This window comes from Calditerricola yamamurae, assembly GCF_054654135.1.
The window spans coordinates 596266-612383 of the sequence record NZ_BAAIFH010000006.1; the positions used below are offsets into that span (position 1 = coordinate 596266).

Consider the following 16118-nt stretch of genomic DNA (forward strand, 5'->3'; position numbering starts at 1 on the left):
CCCGACGGTTCTGGAGTCATGCGCCGTTGCTCCGCGCATGGCACCGACCCGCCCTGCCCTGGCTTTCTCCTCCATCGGCCCGTTCATCGCCCTGCGCCGCTTTCATTCCCTCCCGGTTCACCAGTGCTTCGGCCACCTCGGCCACCACCTGCACAAACGCCGCGCGCGGATCGGGCGATTCCGTCACCGGGCGGCCGACGACGAGGTAGTCGGCCCCGCGCTGAATGGCATCGGCCGGCGTCACCGTACGCGCCTGATCGCCCCGCGCCGTGCCGGCCGGACGAATGCCCGGCGTCACCGCAACAAAGGCGGGGCCGCACGCCGCCTTCACCGCCAGCACCTCCCGCGCCGAGGCGACGACGCCGTCGCACCCGGCGTCGCACGCCAGGAGAGCGTAACGCAGGACGGCTTCCTCCACGCTGCCCGCCACGCCGAGCTCCTCATTCAGCGTCCGCGCGTCGATGCTGGTGAGCACGGTAACGGCGAGGAGCAGCGGGCGGCGCTGTCCCGGCGCTAGGGCCCGCTCCACGCCGTCGCGGGCCGCCTCCAGCATCGCCCGGCCACCGGCGGCGTGGACGGTGACCATCTCCACGCCGAGACGGGTGAGGCTTTCCATAGCCCCCTTCACCGTGTTGGGGATGTCGTGTCCCTTCACGTCAAGGAAGACGGCCAGGCCCCGCGCCTTCAGCGACGCGATGTAGGCCGGACCGGCGGCGTAAAAAAGCTGCATGCCCACCTTCACGGTGCGGACGGCCCCATCCAAACGCGCCAACAGGGCGTCGGCCTCCTCCGCCGTCGGGACGTCGAGGGCGACAATGACGCGCTCGGCCGCCGCGCGCGCCGACGCCGCCGCGGCATCGCCGAAAATCCGACGTTCCGCCGCCATCACCGGCGAACCTCCGCAAGCACCCGCGTCTGGGGCGTCTCAACCGTCGGCAGGGCCACAACCGACAGCGTCATGGCCTCGATCACCTGCAGGAGGGCTCGCGCCGTGTCGAGGGAGGTGAGGCAGGGCACGCCGCGTTCCACCGCTTCGCGGCGGATGCGGAAGCCGTCGCGCGCCGGCGTCTTGCCCTTCGTCAGCGTGTTGATGACGAGGTCCGCCTCGCCATTGCGGATCACGTCGAGGAGGGTGGGTTCCCCTTCTTCCAGCTTGTTCACCCGTTCGACGCACAGGCCATGGGCGGCAAGAAAGGCCGCTGTGCCCCGCGTGGCCAGCAGGCGGAAGCCCAGGGCGCGGAAGCGGCGGGCGATGTCGAGGGCCTCTTCCTTGTCTTTGTCGGCCACGGTGAGAAGCACCGTGCCGGTGGCGGGAACGCGCACGCCCGAGGCGACGAGCCCCTTGTACAGGGCCTTCTCCAGCGTCACGTCGCGGCCCATCACCTCGCCGGTCGACTTCATCTCCGGCCCGAGCGTCACGTCGACGCGGCGCAGCTTGGCGAAGGAGAAAACCGGCACCTTGACCGACACGGCGCGGTCTTCCGGCCAGAGGCCGCCCGCGTAGCCCTGGTCGCGCAGGGTGCGGCCAAGGATCGCCTTCGTCGCCACGTTGGCCATCGGCACGCCCGTCACCTTGCTCAGGAAGGGCACCGTCCTCGAGGCGCGCGGATTGACCTCCAGCACGTACACCTCGCCGCCGCAGGCAACGAACTGGATGTTGACCAGGCCGACGATGCGCAGTTCCTTGGCGATGCGCGTGGTGATGTCAACGACGCGCGCCTTCACCTCCGCCGGCACCGTCTGCGTCGGGTAGACGGCGATGGAGTCGCCGGAATGGACGCCGGCGCGCTCGATGTGCTCCATCACGCCGGGGATGAGCACCTCTTCCCCGTCGCAGATGGCGTCCACCTCCAGCTCCTTGCCCTGCAGGTAGCGGTCGATGAGCACCGGCTTGTCCGGGCTCGTGCGCACCGCCTCGCGCATGTACGCTTCGAGCTCCGCCTCGCTGTAGACGATCTCCATCGCCCGCCCGCCGAGGACGTAAGACGGCCGCACGAGGACGGGGAAGCCGAGCTCCCGCGCCGCCTTGCGCGCTTCCTCCAGCGAGGTGGCCGTGCGCCCCGGCGGATGCGGGATGCCGAGGCGGCCCAGGAAGCGCTCAAAGCGCTCGCGATCTTCCGCCTCGTCGATGTGGGCGAGATCGGTGCCGAGGATCCTCACTCCGGCGGCATGGAGCGGGGCAGCCAGGTTGATCGCCGTCTGCCCGCCAAACTGGACGATGACACCCTCGGGGTTTTCCTCCTCGATGACGTTGAGCACGTCCTCGAGGTACAGCGGTTCGAAGTAGAGGCGATCAGCGGTGTTGAAATCGGTGGAGACCGTCTCCGGGTTGTTGTTGACGATCACCGCCTCGTAGCCCGCTTCCTGGATGGCCCACACGGCGTGGACGGTGGCGTAGTCGAACTCGATGCCCTGGCCGATGCGGATGGGGCCGGAGCCGAGGACGACGACGCGCTTGCGGCCCGTCTCCACGCGCTCGTTCTCCTCTTCGTAGGTGCTGTAGTAGTACGGCGTGGCCGCCTCAAACTCGGCGGCGCAGGTGTCGACCATCTTGTACACCGGGCGGATGCCCCAGGCCTTGCGCAGCGCGCGCACCTCACCCTCGGTACGCCCCGTCAGCTCGCCGATCTTCCGGTCGGTGAAGCCGAGGCGCTTGGCCCGGCGCAGCGTCTCGCGGTCGAGCGGGGCGTTGCGGAGCGTCTCCTCGAACCGCACAATGCCTTCGATCTTATGCAGGAAAAAGCGGTCGATCTTCGTCCGCGCGTGCACGTCGTCGACGCTCCACCCGCGGCGGAAGGCCTCGGCGATGAGGAAGAGGCGCTCGTCGTCGGCCGCCTCGAGCCGGCGGTCCATCTCCGCGTCGGAAACCGCCCGCAAATGGGGCAGCTCGAGGTGGCAGGCGCCGATCTCCAGCGACCGCACCGCCTTCAGCAGCGACTCCTCAAAGGTCCGCCCGATGGCCATCACCTCGCCGGTGGCCTTCATCTGCGGGCCGAGGGTGCGGCTGGCGTCGGTGAACTTGTCGAAGGGCCAGCGCGGGATCTTCGTCACCACGTAGTCGAGGGCCGGCTCGAAGGCGGCGTAGGTGCGGCCGGTCACCGGGTTGCGGAGCTCATCCAGCGTGTAGCCAATGGCGATCTTGGCCGCCATCTTGGCGATCGGGTAGCCCGTCGCCTTTGAGGCCAGGGCGCTCGAGCGGCTCACCCGCGGGTTGACCTCGATCACGTAATAGCGCGCGCTGTGCGGGTCGAGGGCGAACTGCACGTTGCACCCACCGCGGATGTCGAGGGCCTCGATGATGCGCAGCGCGGCGTCGCGCAGCATCTGGACTTCGCCGTCGGTAAGGGTCTGGCACGGTGCGACGACAATGCTGTCACCGGTGTGGATGCCGACAGGGTCGAAGTTCTCCATGGTGCAGACGACGATGCCGTTCCCCGCACCGTCGCGCATCACCTCGTACTCGATCTCCTTGTACCCGGCAATCGACTGTTCGATCAGGCACTGGCGGATCGGGCTGGCGCGCAGCCCCACGGCCACAATGGCACGCAGGGAGTCCTCGTCGCCGGCGATGCCGCCGCCCGTTCCGCCGAGGGTGTACGCCGGGCGGACGATCACCGGATAGCCGACGTCCTCGGCGAACGCGACGGCTTCCTCCACCGTGTGCACAATGGCGCTGTCCGGAACCGGCTCGCCCAGCTCCCGCATCAGGGCACGGAACTTCTCGCGGTCCTCGGCCTTCTGGATGGCGTCGAGGTCGGTGCCGAGGAGCTCCACCCCTTCGCGCGCCAGCACGCCCGCCTCGGCCAGCTCCACGGCCAGGTTGAGGCCAGTCTGCCCACCGAGGGTGGCGAGAAGCCCGTCGGGCCGCTCCTGGCGGATCACCTTCGTCACGAACTCCGCCGTCAGCGGCTCGATGTACACCCGATCGGCCATGTTCGTGTCAGTCATGATCGTCGCCGGGTTGCTGTTGATCAGCACCACCTCCAGCCCCTCTTCCTTCAGGGCCTGGCACGCCTGCGTCCCGGCGTAGTCGAACTCCGCGGCCTGGCCGATCACAATCGGCCCCGAACCGATGACGAGCACCTTTTTCAGATCAGCCCTGCGCGGCATGGCACACGCCTCCCTTCCGGCTTTGGGCGATGAGGGCGAGGAACCGGTCGAAGAAATCGCGCGTGTCGTGCGGACCCGGGGCGGCCTCCGGGTGGAACTGCACGGAGAAGGCGGGCAGCGTCTTGTGCCGGAGCCCCTCCACCTTGCAATGTTCCCGCACGACGAAGCCAAACACTGCCGGATGAACCGATTCAAAGTCGTCGCGGTTCACCCCGTAGTTGCCGATGAGCGGATAGGTCATCACGACGATCTGCCCGCAGTACGACGGATCGGAGAGCACTTCTTGGTAGCCGGTCATCCCCGTGTTGAACACCACCTCCCCGATCCGCTCGACCTTCGCGCCGAACGCCATGCCTTCCAAAACCGTACCGTCTTCCAGCACCAATCGCGCGCGCATGGGGATCACCCTTTCCATATGAAAAGGACGAAGGTTTTGCCTTGTCGTGTTCTTCCGACGAGTTTCCTGGCCGTTCCGTACCGGGTCCGCTTCCGGATGTCCCGTTCCGGCCCCCTTGGCCTAGAACCGCATCGCCGGCAGGGCGAACCGCGCCGGATCCTGCCACGTCACACGTCCTTCCAGCATCGTCAGCACCGGCCAGCCCTTCAGCCGCCAGCCGGCAAAGGGGGTGTTGCGTCCCTTGCTGGCAAAGGCGGCAGGATCCACTGCCCGCTCCGCCTCCCGGTCGACCAGCGTCAGGTCGGCCGCCGCGCCAACAGCCAGCCGTCCGTACGGCAATCCGTAGGCCCGCGCCGGCTTGACCGTCAGCCAGTCGACGAGCTGCTTGAGCGTGCAGATCCCCGTTTCCACCAGGTGCGTGTACAGGAGGGGGAAGGCCGTCTCCAGCCCGACGATGCCAAAGGGCGCCGCCGCCAGGTCCCGCGCCTTCTCCTCCGCCGTGTGCGGGGCGTGATCGGTAGCGATGAAGTCGATCGTGCCGTCGAGCAACCCTTCGATCAGTGCCTCCCGATCCTCCCGCGATCGGAGCGGCGGGTTCATCTTCCAGTTGGCATCCGGCGCGGGGATGTCCGCGTCGCACAGGAGGAGATGGTGCGGCGTCACCTCGGCCGTCACCGGCACGCCCAGCGCCTTGGCCTGCCGCACGAGGGCCACCGATTCCTTCGCGCTGAGGTGCAGCGCGTGGTAGCGGCATCCCGTCTCCATGGCCAGGGCGATGTCCCGCGCCACGTGCACCGCCTCCGCCGAGGCGGGGATGCCCGGCAGGCCCCAGCGGCGGGCGAAGGCGCCGTCGTGCACCACCCCCGCCCCGGCCAGGGCCTCGTCCTCGCAGTGGGCGGCCACGACGAGTCCCAGCCGGGCCGCTTCCCGCATGGCCGCGCGCATCACGGCGGCGTCCTGCACGCCGCGGCCGTCATCGGTGATGGCCAGGGCGCCGGCATCGCGCAGGGCGCGGAAGTCCGCAAGCGCCCGCCCGGCCTGCCCGCGCGTAATGCAGGCGAAGGGGAGCACGCGCGCGGCGCCCTCCCGCTCCGCCTTCGCGCGCACCCAGCGGACAAGCTCCGGCCGGTCGAGGGGCGGGCGCGTGTTCGGCATGCAGGCCACGGTGGTGAAGCCGCCGCACGCCGCCGCCCGCGTGCCGGTGGCGATCGTCTCCTTCGCCTCGAAGCCCGGTTCGCGCAGGTGCACGTGCAGGTCCACAAGGCCGGGCAGGACGAGCAGGCCCTCCGCGTCGACCACGGTGCATCCGGCGTCCGGCAGCGCCAGCCCGAGGGCAGCAATCCGCCCGTTCGCCACAAGCACGTCCTGGCGCGTCGGATTCCCGTGTTCGTCCAGCACCCAGCCGCCGCGGATCAGGAGACCCACCCGGCATCCCCTCCCCGCACGGCCCGCTCGAGAACGGCCATGCGCACGGCCACGCCATTGGTCACCTGGCGGAAGATGAGCGAGCGCGGGTCTTCCACCAGCTCGTCGGCGATCTCCACCCCGCGGTTAACCGGCGCCGGGTGCAGGATCACCGCATGGGGCTTCATCCGCCGCGCCCGCTCCACCGTCAACCCGTAGCGCGCCAGGTAGTCCTCCGGCACCCCCGCCGAGTCGGCGTGGCGCTCCCGCTGCACGCGGAGCATCATCACCACGTCGGCCGTTTCCACCGCCTCGTCGACGGACACCACCTCGGCCAATCCGCCGTGGCCGTGCCACATGAGGTGCTCGGGTCCGGCAAAGAGCACGCGGGCACCAAACTTCGTGAGGGCGTAGAGGTTGGAGCGCGCCACGCGGCTGTGCCGAATGTCACCGATGATGGCCACCGTCAGCCCCTCCAGGCGTCCGAAGTGCTGGCGAATGGTCAGGAGATCGAGGAGCGCCTGCGTCGGGTGCTCACCCGTCCCGTCCCCGGCATTGACGAGGCGCATCGTCAGGCGCGGGGCCAGCTTTTCCAGCGCACCGGTCTCCGCCAGGCGCACCACCGCCGCCGCCACGCCCATCGCCTCCAGGGTCCGCAGCGTGTCGTAGAGGCTTTCCCCCTTCTGCACGCTGCTCGTCGCCGCGCTGAAGTTGAGCACGTCGGCCCCGAGGCGCTTGGCCGCCACCTCAAAGGAGAAGCGCGTGCGCGTGCTCGGCTCGAAGAACAGGTTGGCCACCGTCCGGCCGCGGAGAAGATCGCACCACTCGTTCGGCCGCTCCGCCCACCATTGGGCGCGATCCAGGAGGGCTGCGATGGTGTCCTTGGACAGGCTCTTGAGCCCGATCAGGCCGTATCCGGCCGCCGTGGCAGACGCATGGTCTCCCCGCCCCGCGGCAGCCGCCCGTTCCCGGATCGTCCCGTCCGTGTTGGTCATCTCCGACCACCGGGTTATGCTTGCCCTGTGCATGGGTGCTCCTCCTTTCGCCCGTTTCGTTATGACGCGTGCGCTTTCGCCGGCGGCGTTTCCGCGCTGCGTTCCGCCGGCCGCTTCCCCGGCAGGACGGCCTGCAGCAGCATGCCGAGGAAGGTGGCCATGGCGATGTTGTCGATGGCCAGGCCCGGCAGCTCCAGCTTAAAGCCTCCGATGCCCGTCACCAGCACCACCGCGGCAATGGCCATGGTGCGCCGGTCGGCAAAGTCGGTGCGGTGCTCGACGAACATGCGCAGCCCCTGCACGGCGATGATGCCGAAGAGCAAGATCATCACCCCGCCCAGGACCGGCTTGGGCGTCTGCTGCAGCATCGTGCTTAGCTTCTCGCAGAAGGCGAGGACGAGGGCGAAGAGCGCCGCCAGGGCGATGACGTGACGGCTGAAGACGCGGGTGATGGCCAGCACGCCAATGTTTTCACCGTAGGTGGTGTTGGGCGGACCCCCGAGGAAGGCAGCCAGCGCGGTGGCCAGTCCGTCACCCATCAGCGTGCGATGCAGGCCGGGATCCTTCATCAGGTTGCGCTCCATTACCTTCCCTGTCACCAGCAGGTGGCCAATATGCTCGGCCAGGGTAACAAACGCCACAGGCACAATCACCAGGGCAGCAAGCCACGCGGCCGGATCGGCCATCGCCGCCAGCACCTCGCCGACGAGGAGCTTCTGCTGCACGAAGGTGACCGGGTTAAGGAACCACCGGGACTTGGCGATGGCCGCCGCATCGATCATCCCGGGGTGGCGCAGTGCGGCGTAGGCATACCCCCCGACGATGCCCACGAGGACCGGAATCAGGGACAGGAAACCGCGAAAGACGGTCATCGCGGCGAGGGTCACCCCCAGGGTGACGAGGGCCACCTCGACGGCCGCCAACGAATACCGTTCCGGATCGACCGGATCGTGCACGGCCCAGTTGACCGCCACGGTGGCCAGGCTGAGCCCGATGACCGTGACCACCGCGCCGATGACCACCGGCGGGAGCAGGCGGTTCAGCCAGCGCACGCCCGTTTTGGCCACCACTACCGCCACAGCCACGTAGACGAGACCTGCCAACAGGCTGCCGAGGAGCGCTGCACCCTTGCCGTGCTGCGCCGACACCGTCAGGATCGGCCCGATGAATGCGAAGGACGAACCGAGGTAATTGGGCACCTTCCCGTTCGTCAGCGCCAGGAACAGCAGCGTCCCGAGGCCGCTGGTCATCAGCGCCACGCTAACGTCGAGGCCGGTAATAATCGGCACGAGCACCGTCGCCCCGAACATGGCAAACAGGTGCTGCACACTCAGGGGAATCAGCCGGCCGAGGGCCGGTCGTTCATGGACATCGACATAGCCTTTGCCGTCCATACGCACATCCTCCTTCTGGTGTTGCATCCCTGCGCCCCGCGCCCTTCACGCCGGAGTCCGTGTGCGCCGCGCACGGTGCGGGTTTGCCGTCCCGCGGCCGAGGGCGCCTTGGGCACGAAAAAAACCTCTTTGCGCGAGGCGCAAAGAGGTTGCGACGGGGCATGCCGCCAGTGGGCATGCGAGACGCAAACGGTGGCCGCCGGCTCCGTCGAACCCCTTCTCAGCCTCACGGGACTGAATTAAAAGGGTTCTTTCCATCCTGAAGGTCCACGTCCGAACCTTCGATACCGCTGCTGCTGTCCTTATGCGGTTGTCTCCCGCTTGTGCAGCACTACCTGGTCCTGGCCGTCCACCTCCACGAGCTGAACAGCGACGATTTCGTTGCGCGCCGTGGGCACGTTTTTGCCCACGTAGTCGGGGCGGATGGGCAGCTCGCGGTGGCCGCGATCAATCAGCACGGCAAGCTGGATCATGCGCGGGCGCCCATAGTCAATGATGGCGTCGAGGGCAGCGCGGGCGGTGCGCCCGGTGTACAGCACGTCATCAACCAGGATGATCGTCTTTCCCGTCACGTCAACCGGGATGTGTGAACCGCGCACCTCGGGCTGGTCCCCGTTCTTGAGCGACAGGTCGTCGCGGTAAAGGGTGATGTCCAGCTCCCCTACCGGTACCTGCACGCCCTCAATGGCCGCGATCCGCTCGGCCAGCCGCCGGGCAAGGTAGATCCCGCGCGTGCGGATGCCCACCAGCACGCAGCCGTCGACACCCTTGTTGCGCTCCAGGATCTCGTGGGCAATGCGCGTCAAGGCGCGGCGGATGGCCGCCTCGTCGAGGAGCACCGTCACGGTTGTCACCTCCCTCTTGCGGGCACAAAAACAGCGCTTTCCGCCGCGAGGCAGAAAGCGCGTCCCACGCTGTTCCATCGCCGGCGCACGCCGCTTGACAGCCGGCACGCCGGATGGCATCCACCCGGATCCTGCTTTGCCGTGCGAATCGCTTGTGGGAATCGCCGCCTTTTCAGCCTCACGGGACTGAACTTAAAGGCGCTGCACGTTCTCCTGTATTATCGCACGCGCCCCGGCAGCTGTCAAGCGTGACGCAGCTGGTCGATGAGCCGTGCCATGTCCTCCGGCAGGGGGGCATTGAACTCCAGGTACGCTCCCGTGCGCGGATGGACAAACCCCAACACCCCGGCGTGCAGGGCCTGGCCGTCGATGGGCAGCGTCCGGCGCGGCCCGTACTTCGGGTCACCGACCACCGGGTGACCGATAAACTTCATGTGCACGCGGATCTGGTGCGTGCGCCCCGTCTCCAGCTTCAGCTCCAGGAGCGTGTACGCGGGAAACCGTTCCAGTACTGCAAAGTGCGTGACGGCGCGCTTCCCCGATTTCGGCAGCACCGCCATGCGCTGGCGGTTTTGTGGGTCACGGCCGATCGGCGCGTCGATCGTCCCGCGGTCGTGGGCCACCTCCCCGTGTACCAAGGCCACGTACCGGCGGGTGACGGTATGGTCCTTGAACTGCTTGGCCAACGACAAGTGGGCGCGGTCGTTTTTGGCCACCACGAGGAGGCCCGACGTGTCCTTGTCGATGCGGTGGACAATGCCGGGGCGCAACACACCGCCAATGCCCGACAGGTCGCGGCAGTGGTACAGGAGGCCGTTGACCAGCGTCCCGGACAGGTGGCCCGGTGCCGGATGCACCACGAGGCCCCGGGGCTTGTTCACCACCACCACGTCGCCGTCCTCGTACACGATGTCCAGATCCATCGGCTCCGGCTCAACGGCCAGGTCCTTCGGAGGCGGCACGCGCAGGACGATCTCGTCGTCCGGTTCGAGGCGGTAGCTGGCCTTTACCGGCTCCCCGTTGACCGTCACCCGCCCCTCCTTCAGCCATTTCTGCACCTGCGAGCGCGACCAGTCCTCCTCCTGGGCAGCCAAAAAGCGATCGATGCGCTCCCCGGCGTCCGGTTCCTCCGCCGTCCACTCGTACACCAGCTCTCTTTCCATCCTGCTCACGACTCCTTGCTCGTGACAAGGTTCGGAACGAAAAAAGCCGGGTGGCCTCACCCGGTTGCCTTGCGACTGGTTCTCCACATGTCCCACAAGAGCAGCGTCCCCGCGATGACAATGGCCGAATCCGCCACATTGAAAATCGGGTAATTGATGAGGCGTACGTCAAGGAAATCGACCACTTCGCCGAACCGGATGCGGTCCACCAGATTGCCCAAGGCTCCGCCCAAGAGGAGCGCCAAGGCCACCGTCCCGAGGGGGCGATCGCGTCGCACCCGGGGCAGATAGGCCGCCAATGCGATCACCACCAACGCGGCGATCAAGACAAACAGCCACCGCTGGCCCTGCAAGATGCCAAAGGCGGCGCCGCGGTTGCGGTGGCTCGTCAGGTGGAACACGCCGTCCCAGATCGGGATGCTCTCGCCGATCTCCATAAAGCGGATCACGGCCCATTTGGTGAGCTGGTCAACAGCCAAGACCGATGCGGCGACAACGTACGGCCACAATGCCCTTCCTCCCCGTCGTGGACAAGGTGACGTTGCCATTGTAGCACAACAGGGGAGGCGGGACAACGCGCTACCGCCCGTCGTCCATCTCCTCGACGCGCTCGATCAGGTGGCGGATGCGTGCCTCCTCGGCTCCAACCATGTTGGTCCCGTCGCCCTCGCCGGCCGCGACATAGGCGTCGTATACCTCGTTGCGCACGAAGTCGACGTCGCCCCTCTCCTCGTCGACGAAGGCAAACCCTTCCACCGGATCCACATAGCCCACGGGCTCATCGGCATTCAGGTAGAGGTGGTCGTAATCGTGTCCGTCTCGGAAAACGTCCGGGGGCTCCGACGTCCCGTAGCGGGCCACTTCCTGCCACGCATCCTCGCCGTCATACACCACGCTTTCGTTGCCTACGTCAAAGGTTTGGGCAAAGGGCGGCGCCAGCACCTCTTCCTCCACCGGCCGGCGCTCGGATACGTGGCCGTCGGCGGCGCAGCCCACACAGGTACGCGCCGTGGGAACGGCCGCGAGCCGCTCGAGGGGAATGGGCTTGCCGCACACATCACAGATCCCGTATGTGCCCTTTTCGATGCGCGCCAGCGCCTGCTCGATGGCTTCGAGCTGCCGTTCGTCATGCTCGAGCAACGCGATGTCCTTCTCCCGCTCAAACACCTCTGACCCCAGATCGGCCGGGTGGTTGTCGTAGGCCGCTAGCTCACCGGTGGTCATGGCCAGGGGGCTGGCTAGGCCGTAGTGGTCGTTTTCCGAAAGCCGCCGGCGAATGGCGTCGCGTTCCTGTTCCAGCTGCTTGCGAAAATGGGCCAGCTGTGCCCGATCCATGGTCGTCCTCCTCGTATCAGGATGACCCTAGTATGCGCCGTTTTCGCCGGCACCAACCGGACCGACCGCATGCCCCCCTTTCCGCTCCGCATCCGCGTGGTACAATGGCGTTACCGCGCCAGGCGCGGCAAACCTTCCCAACAAGGAGGCGGTTGCATGACCAAACGGGCGGTGACCCAAGCCCCCTTCGCCTTCGCCGTCGGCGACAACCTCACCCTCCGAGGCGAGGTGCGGGCCGTTGACGACGGGCAGCGGAAGCCGATCGTCATCCTCTGTCACGGTTTCAAGGGATTTAAGGATTGGGGTTTCTTTCCGTACGTCGGTGAGGAACTGGCCCGATGCGGGTTTGTCGCCATCACCTTCAACTTCTCCTGCAACGGCGTCAACCGCGTCGATTTTGACGAACTCGACAAGTTTGCCATCAACACCTATTCCCGCGAGCAGGCCGACCTGGCCGCCCTCTTTGCCCGCGTCACGAGCGGCCGGCTTCCCCTGGCCTCCCACTTTGATCCCGAGCGGATCGCCCTCCTCGGCCACAGCCGCGGGGGCGGCAACAGCATCCTTTTCGCGGCCGGCTGTCCCGGGGTCAGGGCCGTTGTGACCTGGAACGGCATCGCCGATGTCGACATTTTCGACGAAACAACGAAGGCGGCCCTCGCGCGCGACGGCATCGCCTACATTCGCAACGCGCGCACGGGCCAGCTGATGCCGATCCGGTCCGTTGTGCTGGACGACATCCGCCAGAATCGCGCGCGCTTCGACATCCCCCGCAAGCTGGCCGCCCTGACCATTCCCGTGCTGCTCATCCAGGGAGATCGCGACCACCCTCGCCTGGTGGAGGGCTTCCGCACCCTGCAGGCGGCCGCTCCGCACCACACCTTCCGCGTCATCGAAGGGGCGGACCACACCTTTGGCGCTGTCCACCCCTTCGCCGGACCCACGCCCCATCTGGAGGAGGCTTTGCGGCTGACGGCTGGCTTCCTCCGCCGCGCGCTAGCCTAAGCGGCTTATTTCGCCACGTATTTCGCCAGCGTTTTCTGCAGGGCGTGCATGTTCGTGCTGCTCTTGAATTCCTTGGTAATCGGTTCGGCCTGGCCAGAAACCCAGATCTTGAGTTCGGCGTCGGCGTCAAACAACCCGGCCGTTTCCACGGTAAAGCGGGTGATGCTGCGGTAGGGTATGGAGTGGTAAGCCGTTTTCTTCCCCGTCAGGCCCTGCTTGTCAATCAGGATCAGCCGCTTGTTCGTGAAGACGAAGGCGTCGCGCAGCACCTTGTACGCCTTCTCGATCCGCTCGTCATCGGCGAGGACCGGCGCCAGCTCCTTCTGCGCCACCGCGGGGTCGATCTCCTGGGCGTTGCCCATCAACCCGTTAAACAGCCCCATTCTTACTCGCTCCTTTCCCCGTAGGATGGCTTCTCCCCTTATCCTACATCCTACGCCCTGACAAATCACGCGCCCACCGACCGGGTTTTCCCGGAACGGTGGGCGCGTTGTGCCATCGATCGCGAAGATCGCAGCGCCGGAACGGGAAAATGGCGTTCCGGCCCGTGTCCGGCTGCCGCCGATTCTTGCCAATTATTGTTGTTCCTGCAGCACGTGGGCGTAGTGCGTCTTTACAATGGTGGCGCACCGCGGGCAGAGGGTCGGGTGGTCGGCGTCCTGCCCCACGTCGGGCGTCACCGTCCAGCAGCGCTCACACTTTTCGCCCGGGGCCGGCGTCACCTTCGCGGCAAGGCCCTCCAGCTTCAGGGCGTCGGCGGGTGCCACCTCGTCCGGCGCGTGCAGCGTCACCCTGGCCACGATGAACAGCTCGGCCAGGTTGTCAAACTGCCCCAGGAAGTCGTGCACGTGGGGCTCGGGATACAGGTCCACCGCCGCGCCAAGGGAATGCCCGAAGACCTTCTGGCGACGCGCTTCCTCGAGAGCCTTCATCACCTCGTGGCGCAGTTCGAGGAAGCGTTCCCACTTCTTCTCCAGCGCCTCGTCGAGCCGCTCGGCGCGCACTTCCGGCATGTCGGTCAGCTGCACGCTGATTTCCTCCACACCGGGGATGTGCCGCCACACCTCGTCGGCCGTATGCGGGATGATCGGCGCGATCAGCTTCACCTGGTCGAGCAGGATGTTGTAGAGCACCGTCTGGGCCGCGCGGCGCCGCGGGCTGGATGCCGCCTCAACATACAGCCGATCCTTGCACACGTCAAGGTAGAAGGCAGACAGGTCGACGGCGCAGAAGTTGTGCACGGCGTGGAAGACGGTGTGGAACTCGTAGGCGTCGTAAGCCTTCCGCACCCGTGCCTTGACGCGCTCGTTGCGCGCCAGGATGAAGCGGTCAAGCTCCTCAAGCTGGTTGTCCGGCACGCGGTCGGCGACCGGGTCGAAGTCCTTCAGGTTGCCGAGGAGGAAGCGGAAGGTGTTGCGGATCTTCCGGTACACCTCGGCGATCTGGGCCAGGATGGCGTCGGAGATGCGCACGTCGGCCTGGTAGTCCACCGAGGCTACCCACAGGCGCAGGATGTCGGCGCCCAGTTTATCCATCACATCCTGCGGGGCGATGACGTTGCCCAGGGACTTGGACATCTTCCGCCCCTCGCCGTCCAGGGTGAAACCGTGACTGAGCACCGCCTTGTACGGAGCCCGGCCGTAGACAGCCACCGCCGTGGTGAGGGAGGAGTTGAACCACCCGCGGTACTGGTCCGACCCTTCGAGGTACAGGTCCGCCGGCCAGGTGAGGTCCTCGCGCTCGCGCAGCACCGCCTCGTGGCTGGAGCCGGAGTCAAACCAGACGTCCATCGTATCCGTCTCTTTGCGGAAGGTGCTGCCGCCGCAGTGCGGGCAGACAAAGCCCGGTGGCAGGAGGTCCTTCTCCTCGCGCTCAAACCACACCGAGGAGCCGTGCTGCCGCACAAGCTCGGCCACGTGGTCGATCGTCTCGTCGGTGATGATCGCCTCGCCGCAGGCCTGGCAGTAGAAGATGGGGATGGGCACACCCCACACCCGCTGTCGGGAGATGCACCAGTCGCCGCGCTCGGCCACCATGTTGTACAAGCGCGTCTCCCCCCACTTGGGGATCCACTTGACATCCTGGATGGCGCGGAGCAGCTCCTGGCGGAAACCGTCGATGGAGGCGAACCACTGCTCGGTGGCGCGGAAGATGACCGGTTTCTTCGTCCGCCAGTCGTGGGGGTACTGGTGGGTGATGAAGCCGAGGTGCAGGAGGCAGCCCACTTCCTCCAGCTTCTGCGTAACCACCTTGTTGGCGTCGTCGTAGAAGAGCCCCTCAAAGCCCGGGGCCTCTTCCGTCATGTACCCCTTCTCGTCCACCGGACACAGCACGCCGAGGTTGTACTTCTTGCCGAGCTCGAAGTCCTCCTCGCCGTGACCCGGCGCCGTGTGCACGCAGCCGGTCCCCGCATCGAGGGTAACATGTTCGCCCAGCACGACGGGCGACGGCCGGTCATAGAAGGGATGGCGGCAAACGACCCCCTCCAGCTCCTTCCCCTTCCACGTGGCCTCCACCTCCGGATCGCGCCAGCCGACCGTTTGGGCCACATTCTCCAGGAGCTCCTTGGCCAGGACGACCCGCTTGCCGTCCGCGCGCACGAGCACATAATCGTACTCCGGGTGCACGGCGATGCCGAGGTTCGCCGGAATCGTCCACGGCGTTGTCGTCCAGATGACGACAAAGGCGTCTTCCGGCACCTTGCCCTTGCCGTCGGCCACCGGGAACAGGGCGTACAGCGACGGCGAGCGCTTGTCGCGGTACTCGATCTCCGCCTCAGCCAGGGCTGTCTCCGACGACGGCGACCAGTAAACGGCCTTCAGCCCCTTGTAGATGTACCCCTTCTTGGCCATTTCGCCGAAAACGCGGATCTGTCGCGCTTCGTACTCCGGCTTGAGGGTAATATAGGGGTTCTTCCAGTCGCCGCGCACGCCGAGGCGCTTGAACTGGGCTTTCTGCCGCTCCACGTAGGAGAGGGCGTACTCGGCGCACTTCTTGCGGAACTCGGGAATGGGGATCGCCTTGCGGTCGACGCCCTCCTTCGTCACAACCGCATGCTCAATGGGTAGCCCGTGGGTGTCCCAGCCCGGCACGTAGGGGGCGTCATACCCGCTCATCGACTTGTAGCGGACAATGATGTCCTTGAGGATCTTGTTCAGGGCGTGGCCGATGTGGATGTCCCCGTTGGCATACGGAGGGCCGTCGTGGAGAATGAACTTCGGCCGCCCTTTCGTGCGCGCCTGCACCTTTTCGTAGATGTCAATCTCATCCCACCAGCGCTGGATCTCCGGCTCGCGTTTCGGCAGATTGGCGCGCATCGGGAAGTCCGTCTGCGGCAGATTGAGCGTCTTGCTGTAGTCCATAGCCGTCCCTCCGTCCTGCAAATGGTGATGGAACCACCGTCAACGGAAAAACAAAAAGCCTTCGCGCCCTAGGGGCGAGAAGGCTTCCCGCGGTACCACCCTAGTTGGAAA

Annotated in this window: 13 protein-coding genes; 1 reads left to right on the forward strand and 12 read right to left on the reverse strand. The window is 66.7% G+C overall.

The genetic code is table 11. From position 1 onward, the window contains the following. Positions 1-16 precede the first annotated feature (16 nt). From pyrF to ACYQ0Z_RS09295, 10 genes are all read right to left on the reverse strand, one after another. Positions 17-886: an orotidine-5'-phosphate decarboxylase gene (gene pyrF / locus ACYQ0Z_RS09250; protein WP_459867125.1), complete on the reverse strand. Its 870-nt coding sequence runs from the start codon at positions 884-886 to the stop codon at positions 17-19. Beyond that, positions 886-4110, reverse strand: coding sequence for a carbamoyl-phosphate synthase large subunit (gene carB, locus ACYQ0Z_RS09255; protein ID WP_459867128.1), 3225 nt, complete (start codon positions 4108-4110; stop codon positions 886-888). Before carB ends, pyrF begins: the two co-directional genes overlap by 1 nt. Next, on the reverse strand, positions 4094-4507 hold the full coding sequence (locus tag ACYQ0Z_RS09260) for a carbamoyl-phosphate synthase domain-containing protein (protein ID WP_459867131.1): 414 nt from the start codon (positions 4505-4507) through the stop codon (positions 4094-4096). Before ACYQ0Z_RS09260 ends, carB begins: the two co-directional genes overlap by 17 nt. Before the next feature lie 120 nt (positions 4508-4627). Then, a complete protein-coding gene (locus tag ACYQ0Z_RS09265; RefSeq protein WP_459867134.1) occupies positions 4628-5932 on the reverse strand; it encodes a dihydroorotase in 1305 nt (434 codons plus the stop codon). Next, a complete protein-coding gene (locus ACYQ0Z_RS09270) occupies positions 5920-6939 on the reverse strand; it encodes an aspartate carbamoyltransferase catalytic subunit (protein ID WP_459867137.1) in 1020 nt (339 codons plus the stop codon). The genes ACYQ0Z_RS09265 and ACYQ0Z_RS09270 overlap by 13 nt, the downstream gene beginning before the upstream one ends. 26 nt (positions 6940-6965) lie before the next feature. Then, positions 6966-8300: a solute carrier family 23 protein gene (locus ACYQ0Z_RS09275; protein WP_459867140.1), complete on the reverse strand. Its 1335-nt coding sequence runs from the start codon at positions 8298-8300 to the stop codon at positions 6966-6968. A 302-nt stretch (positions 8301-8602) separates the two neighbouring features. Continuing rightward, entirely contained in the window at positions 8603-9154 is a 552-nt protein-coding gene (pyrR, locus tag ACYQ0Z_RS09280) for a bifunctional pyr operon transcriptional regulator/uracil phosphoribosyltransferase PyrR (protein WP_459868850.1), read from the reverse strand. Positions 9155-9387: 233 nt separating this feature from the next. Then, the gene (locus ACYQ0Z_RS09285) at positions 9388-10308 is read right to left on the reverse strand and encodes an RluA family pseudouridine synthase (protein WP_459867143.1); all 921 of its coding nucleotides are present in this window, start codon (positions 10306-10308) and stop codon (positions 9388-9390) included. Between the two features lie 56 nt (positions 10309-10364). Continuing rightward, entirely contained in the window at positions 10365-10817 is a 453-nt protein-coding gene (gene lspA / locus ACYQ0Z_RS09290) for a signal peptidase II (RefSeq protein ID WP_459867146.1), read from the reverse strand. Between the two features lie 70 nt (positions 10818-10887). Next, positions 10888-11643 carry a yteA family sporulation protein gene (locus tag ACYQ0Z_RS09295; RefSeq protein ID WP_459867149.1) on the reverse strand — a complete coding sequence of 252 codons (756 nt, stop codon included), beginning with the start codon at positions 11641-11643 and terminating at the stop codon, positions 10888-10890. A 156-nt stretch (positions 11644-11799) separates the two neighbouring features. Here ACYQ0Z_RS09295 and ACYQ0Z_RS09300 point away from each other — a divergent pair, with 156 nt between their 5' ends. After that, a complete protein-coding gene (locus ACYQ0Z_RS09300) occupies positions 11800-12645 on the forward strand; it encodes an alpha/beta hydrolase family protein (protein WP_459867152.1) in 846 nt (281 codons plus the stop codon). Positions 12646-12650: 5 nt separating this feature from the next. Here the strand turns inward: ACYQ0Z_RS09300 and ACYQ0Z_RS09305 are convergent, their stop codons facing one another. Both ACYQ0Z_RS09305 and ileS read right to left on the reverse strand, forming a co-directional pair. Then, the gene (locus ACYQ0Z_RS09305; protein ID WP_459867155.1) at positions 12651-13028 is read right to left on the reverse strand and encodes a PH domain-containing protein; all 378 of its coding nucleotides are present in this window, start codon (positions 13026-13028) and stop codon (positions 12651-12653) included. A gap of 192 nt (positions 13029-13220) precedes the next feature. Next, positions 13221-16007, reverse strand: a complete 2787-nt coding sequence (gene ileS / locus ACYQ0Z_RS09310) for an isoleucine--tRNA ligase (protein WP_459867158.1) — start codon at positions 16005-16007, stop codon at positions 13221-13223. Positions 16008-16118: the final 111 nt, after the last annotated feature.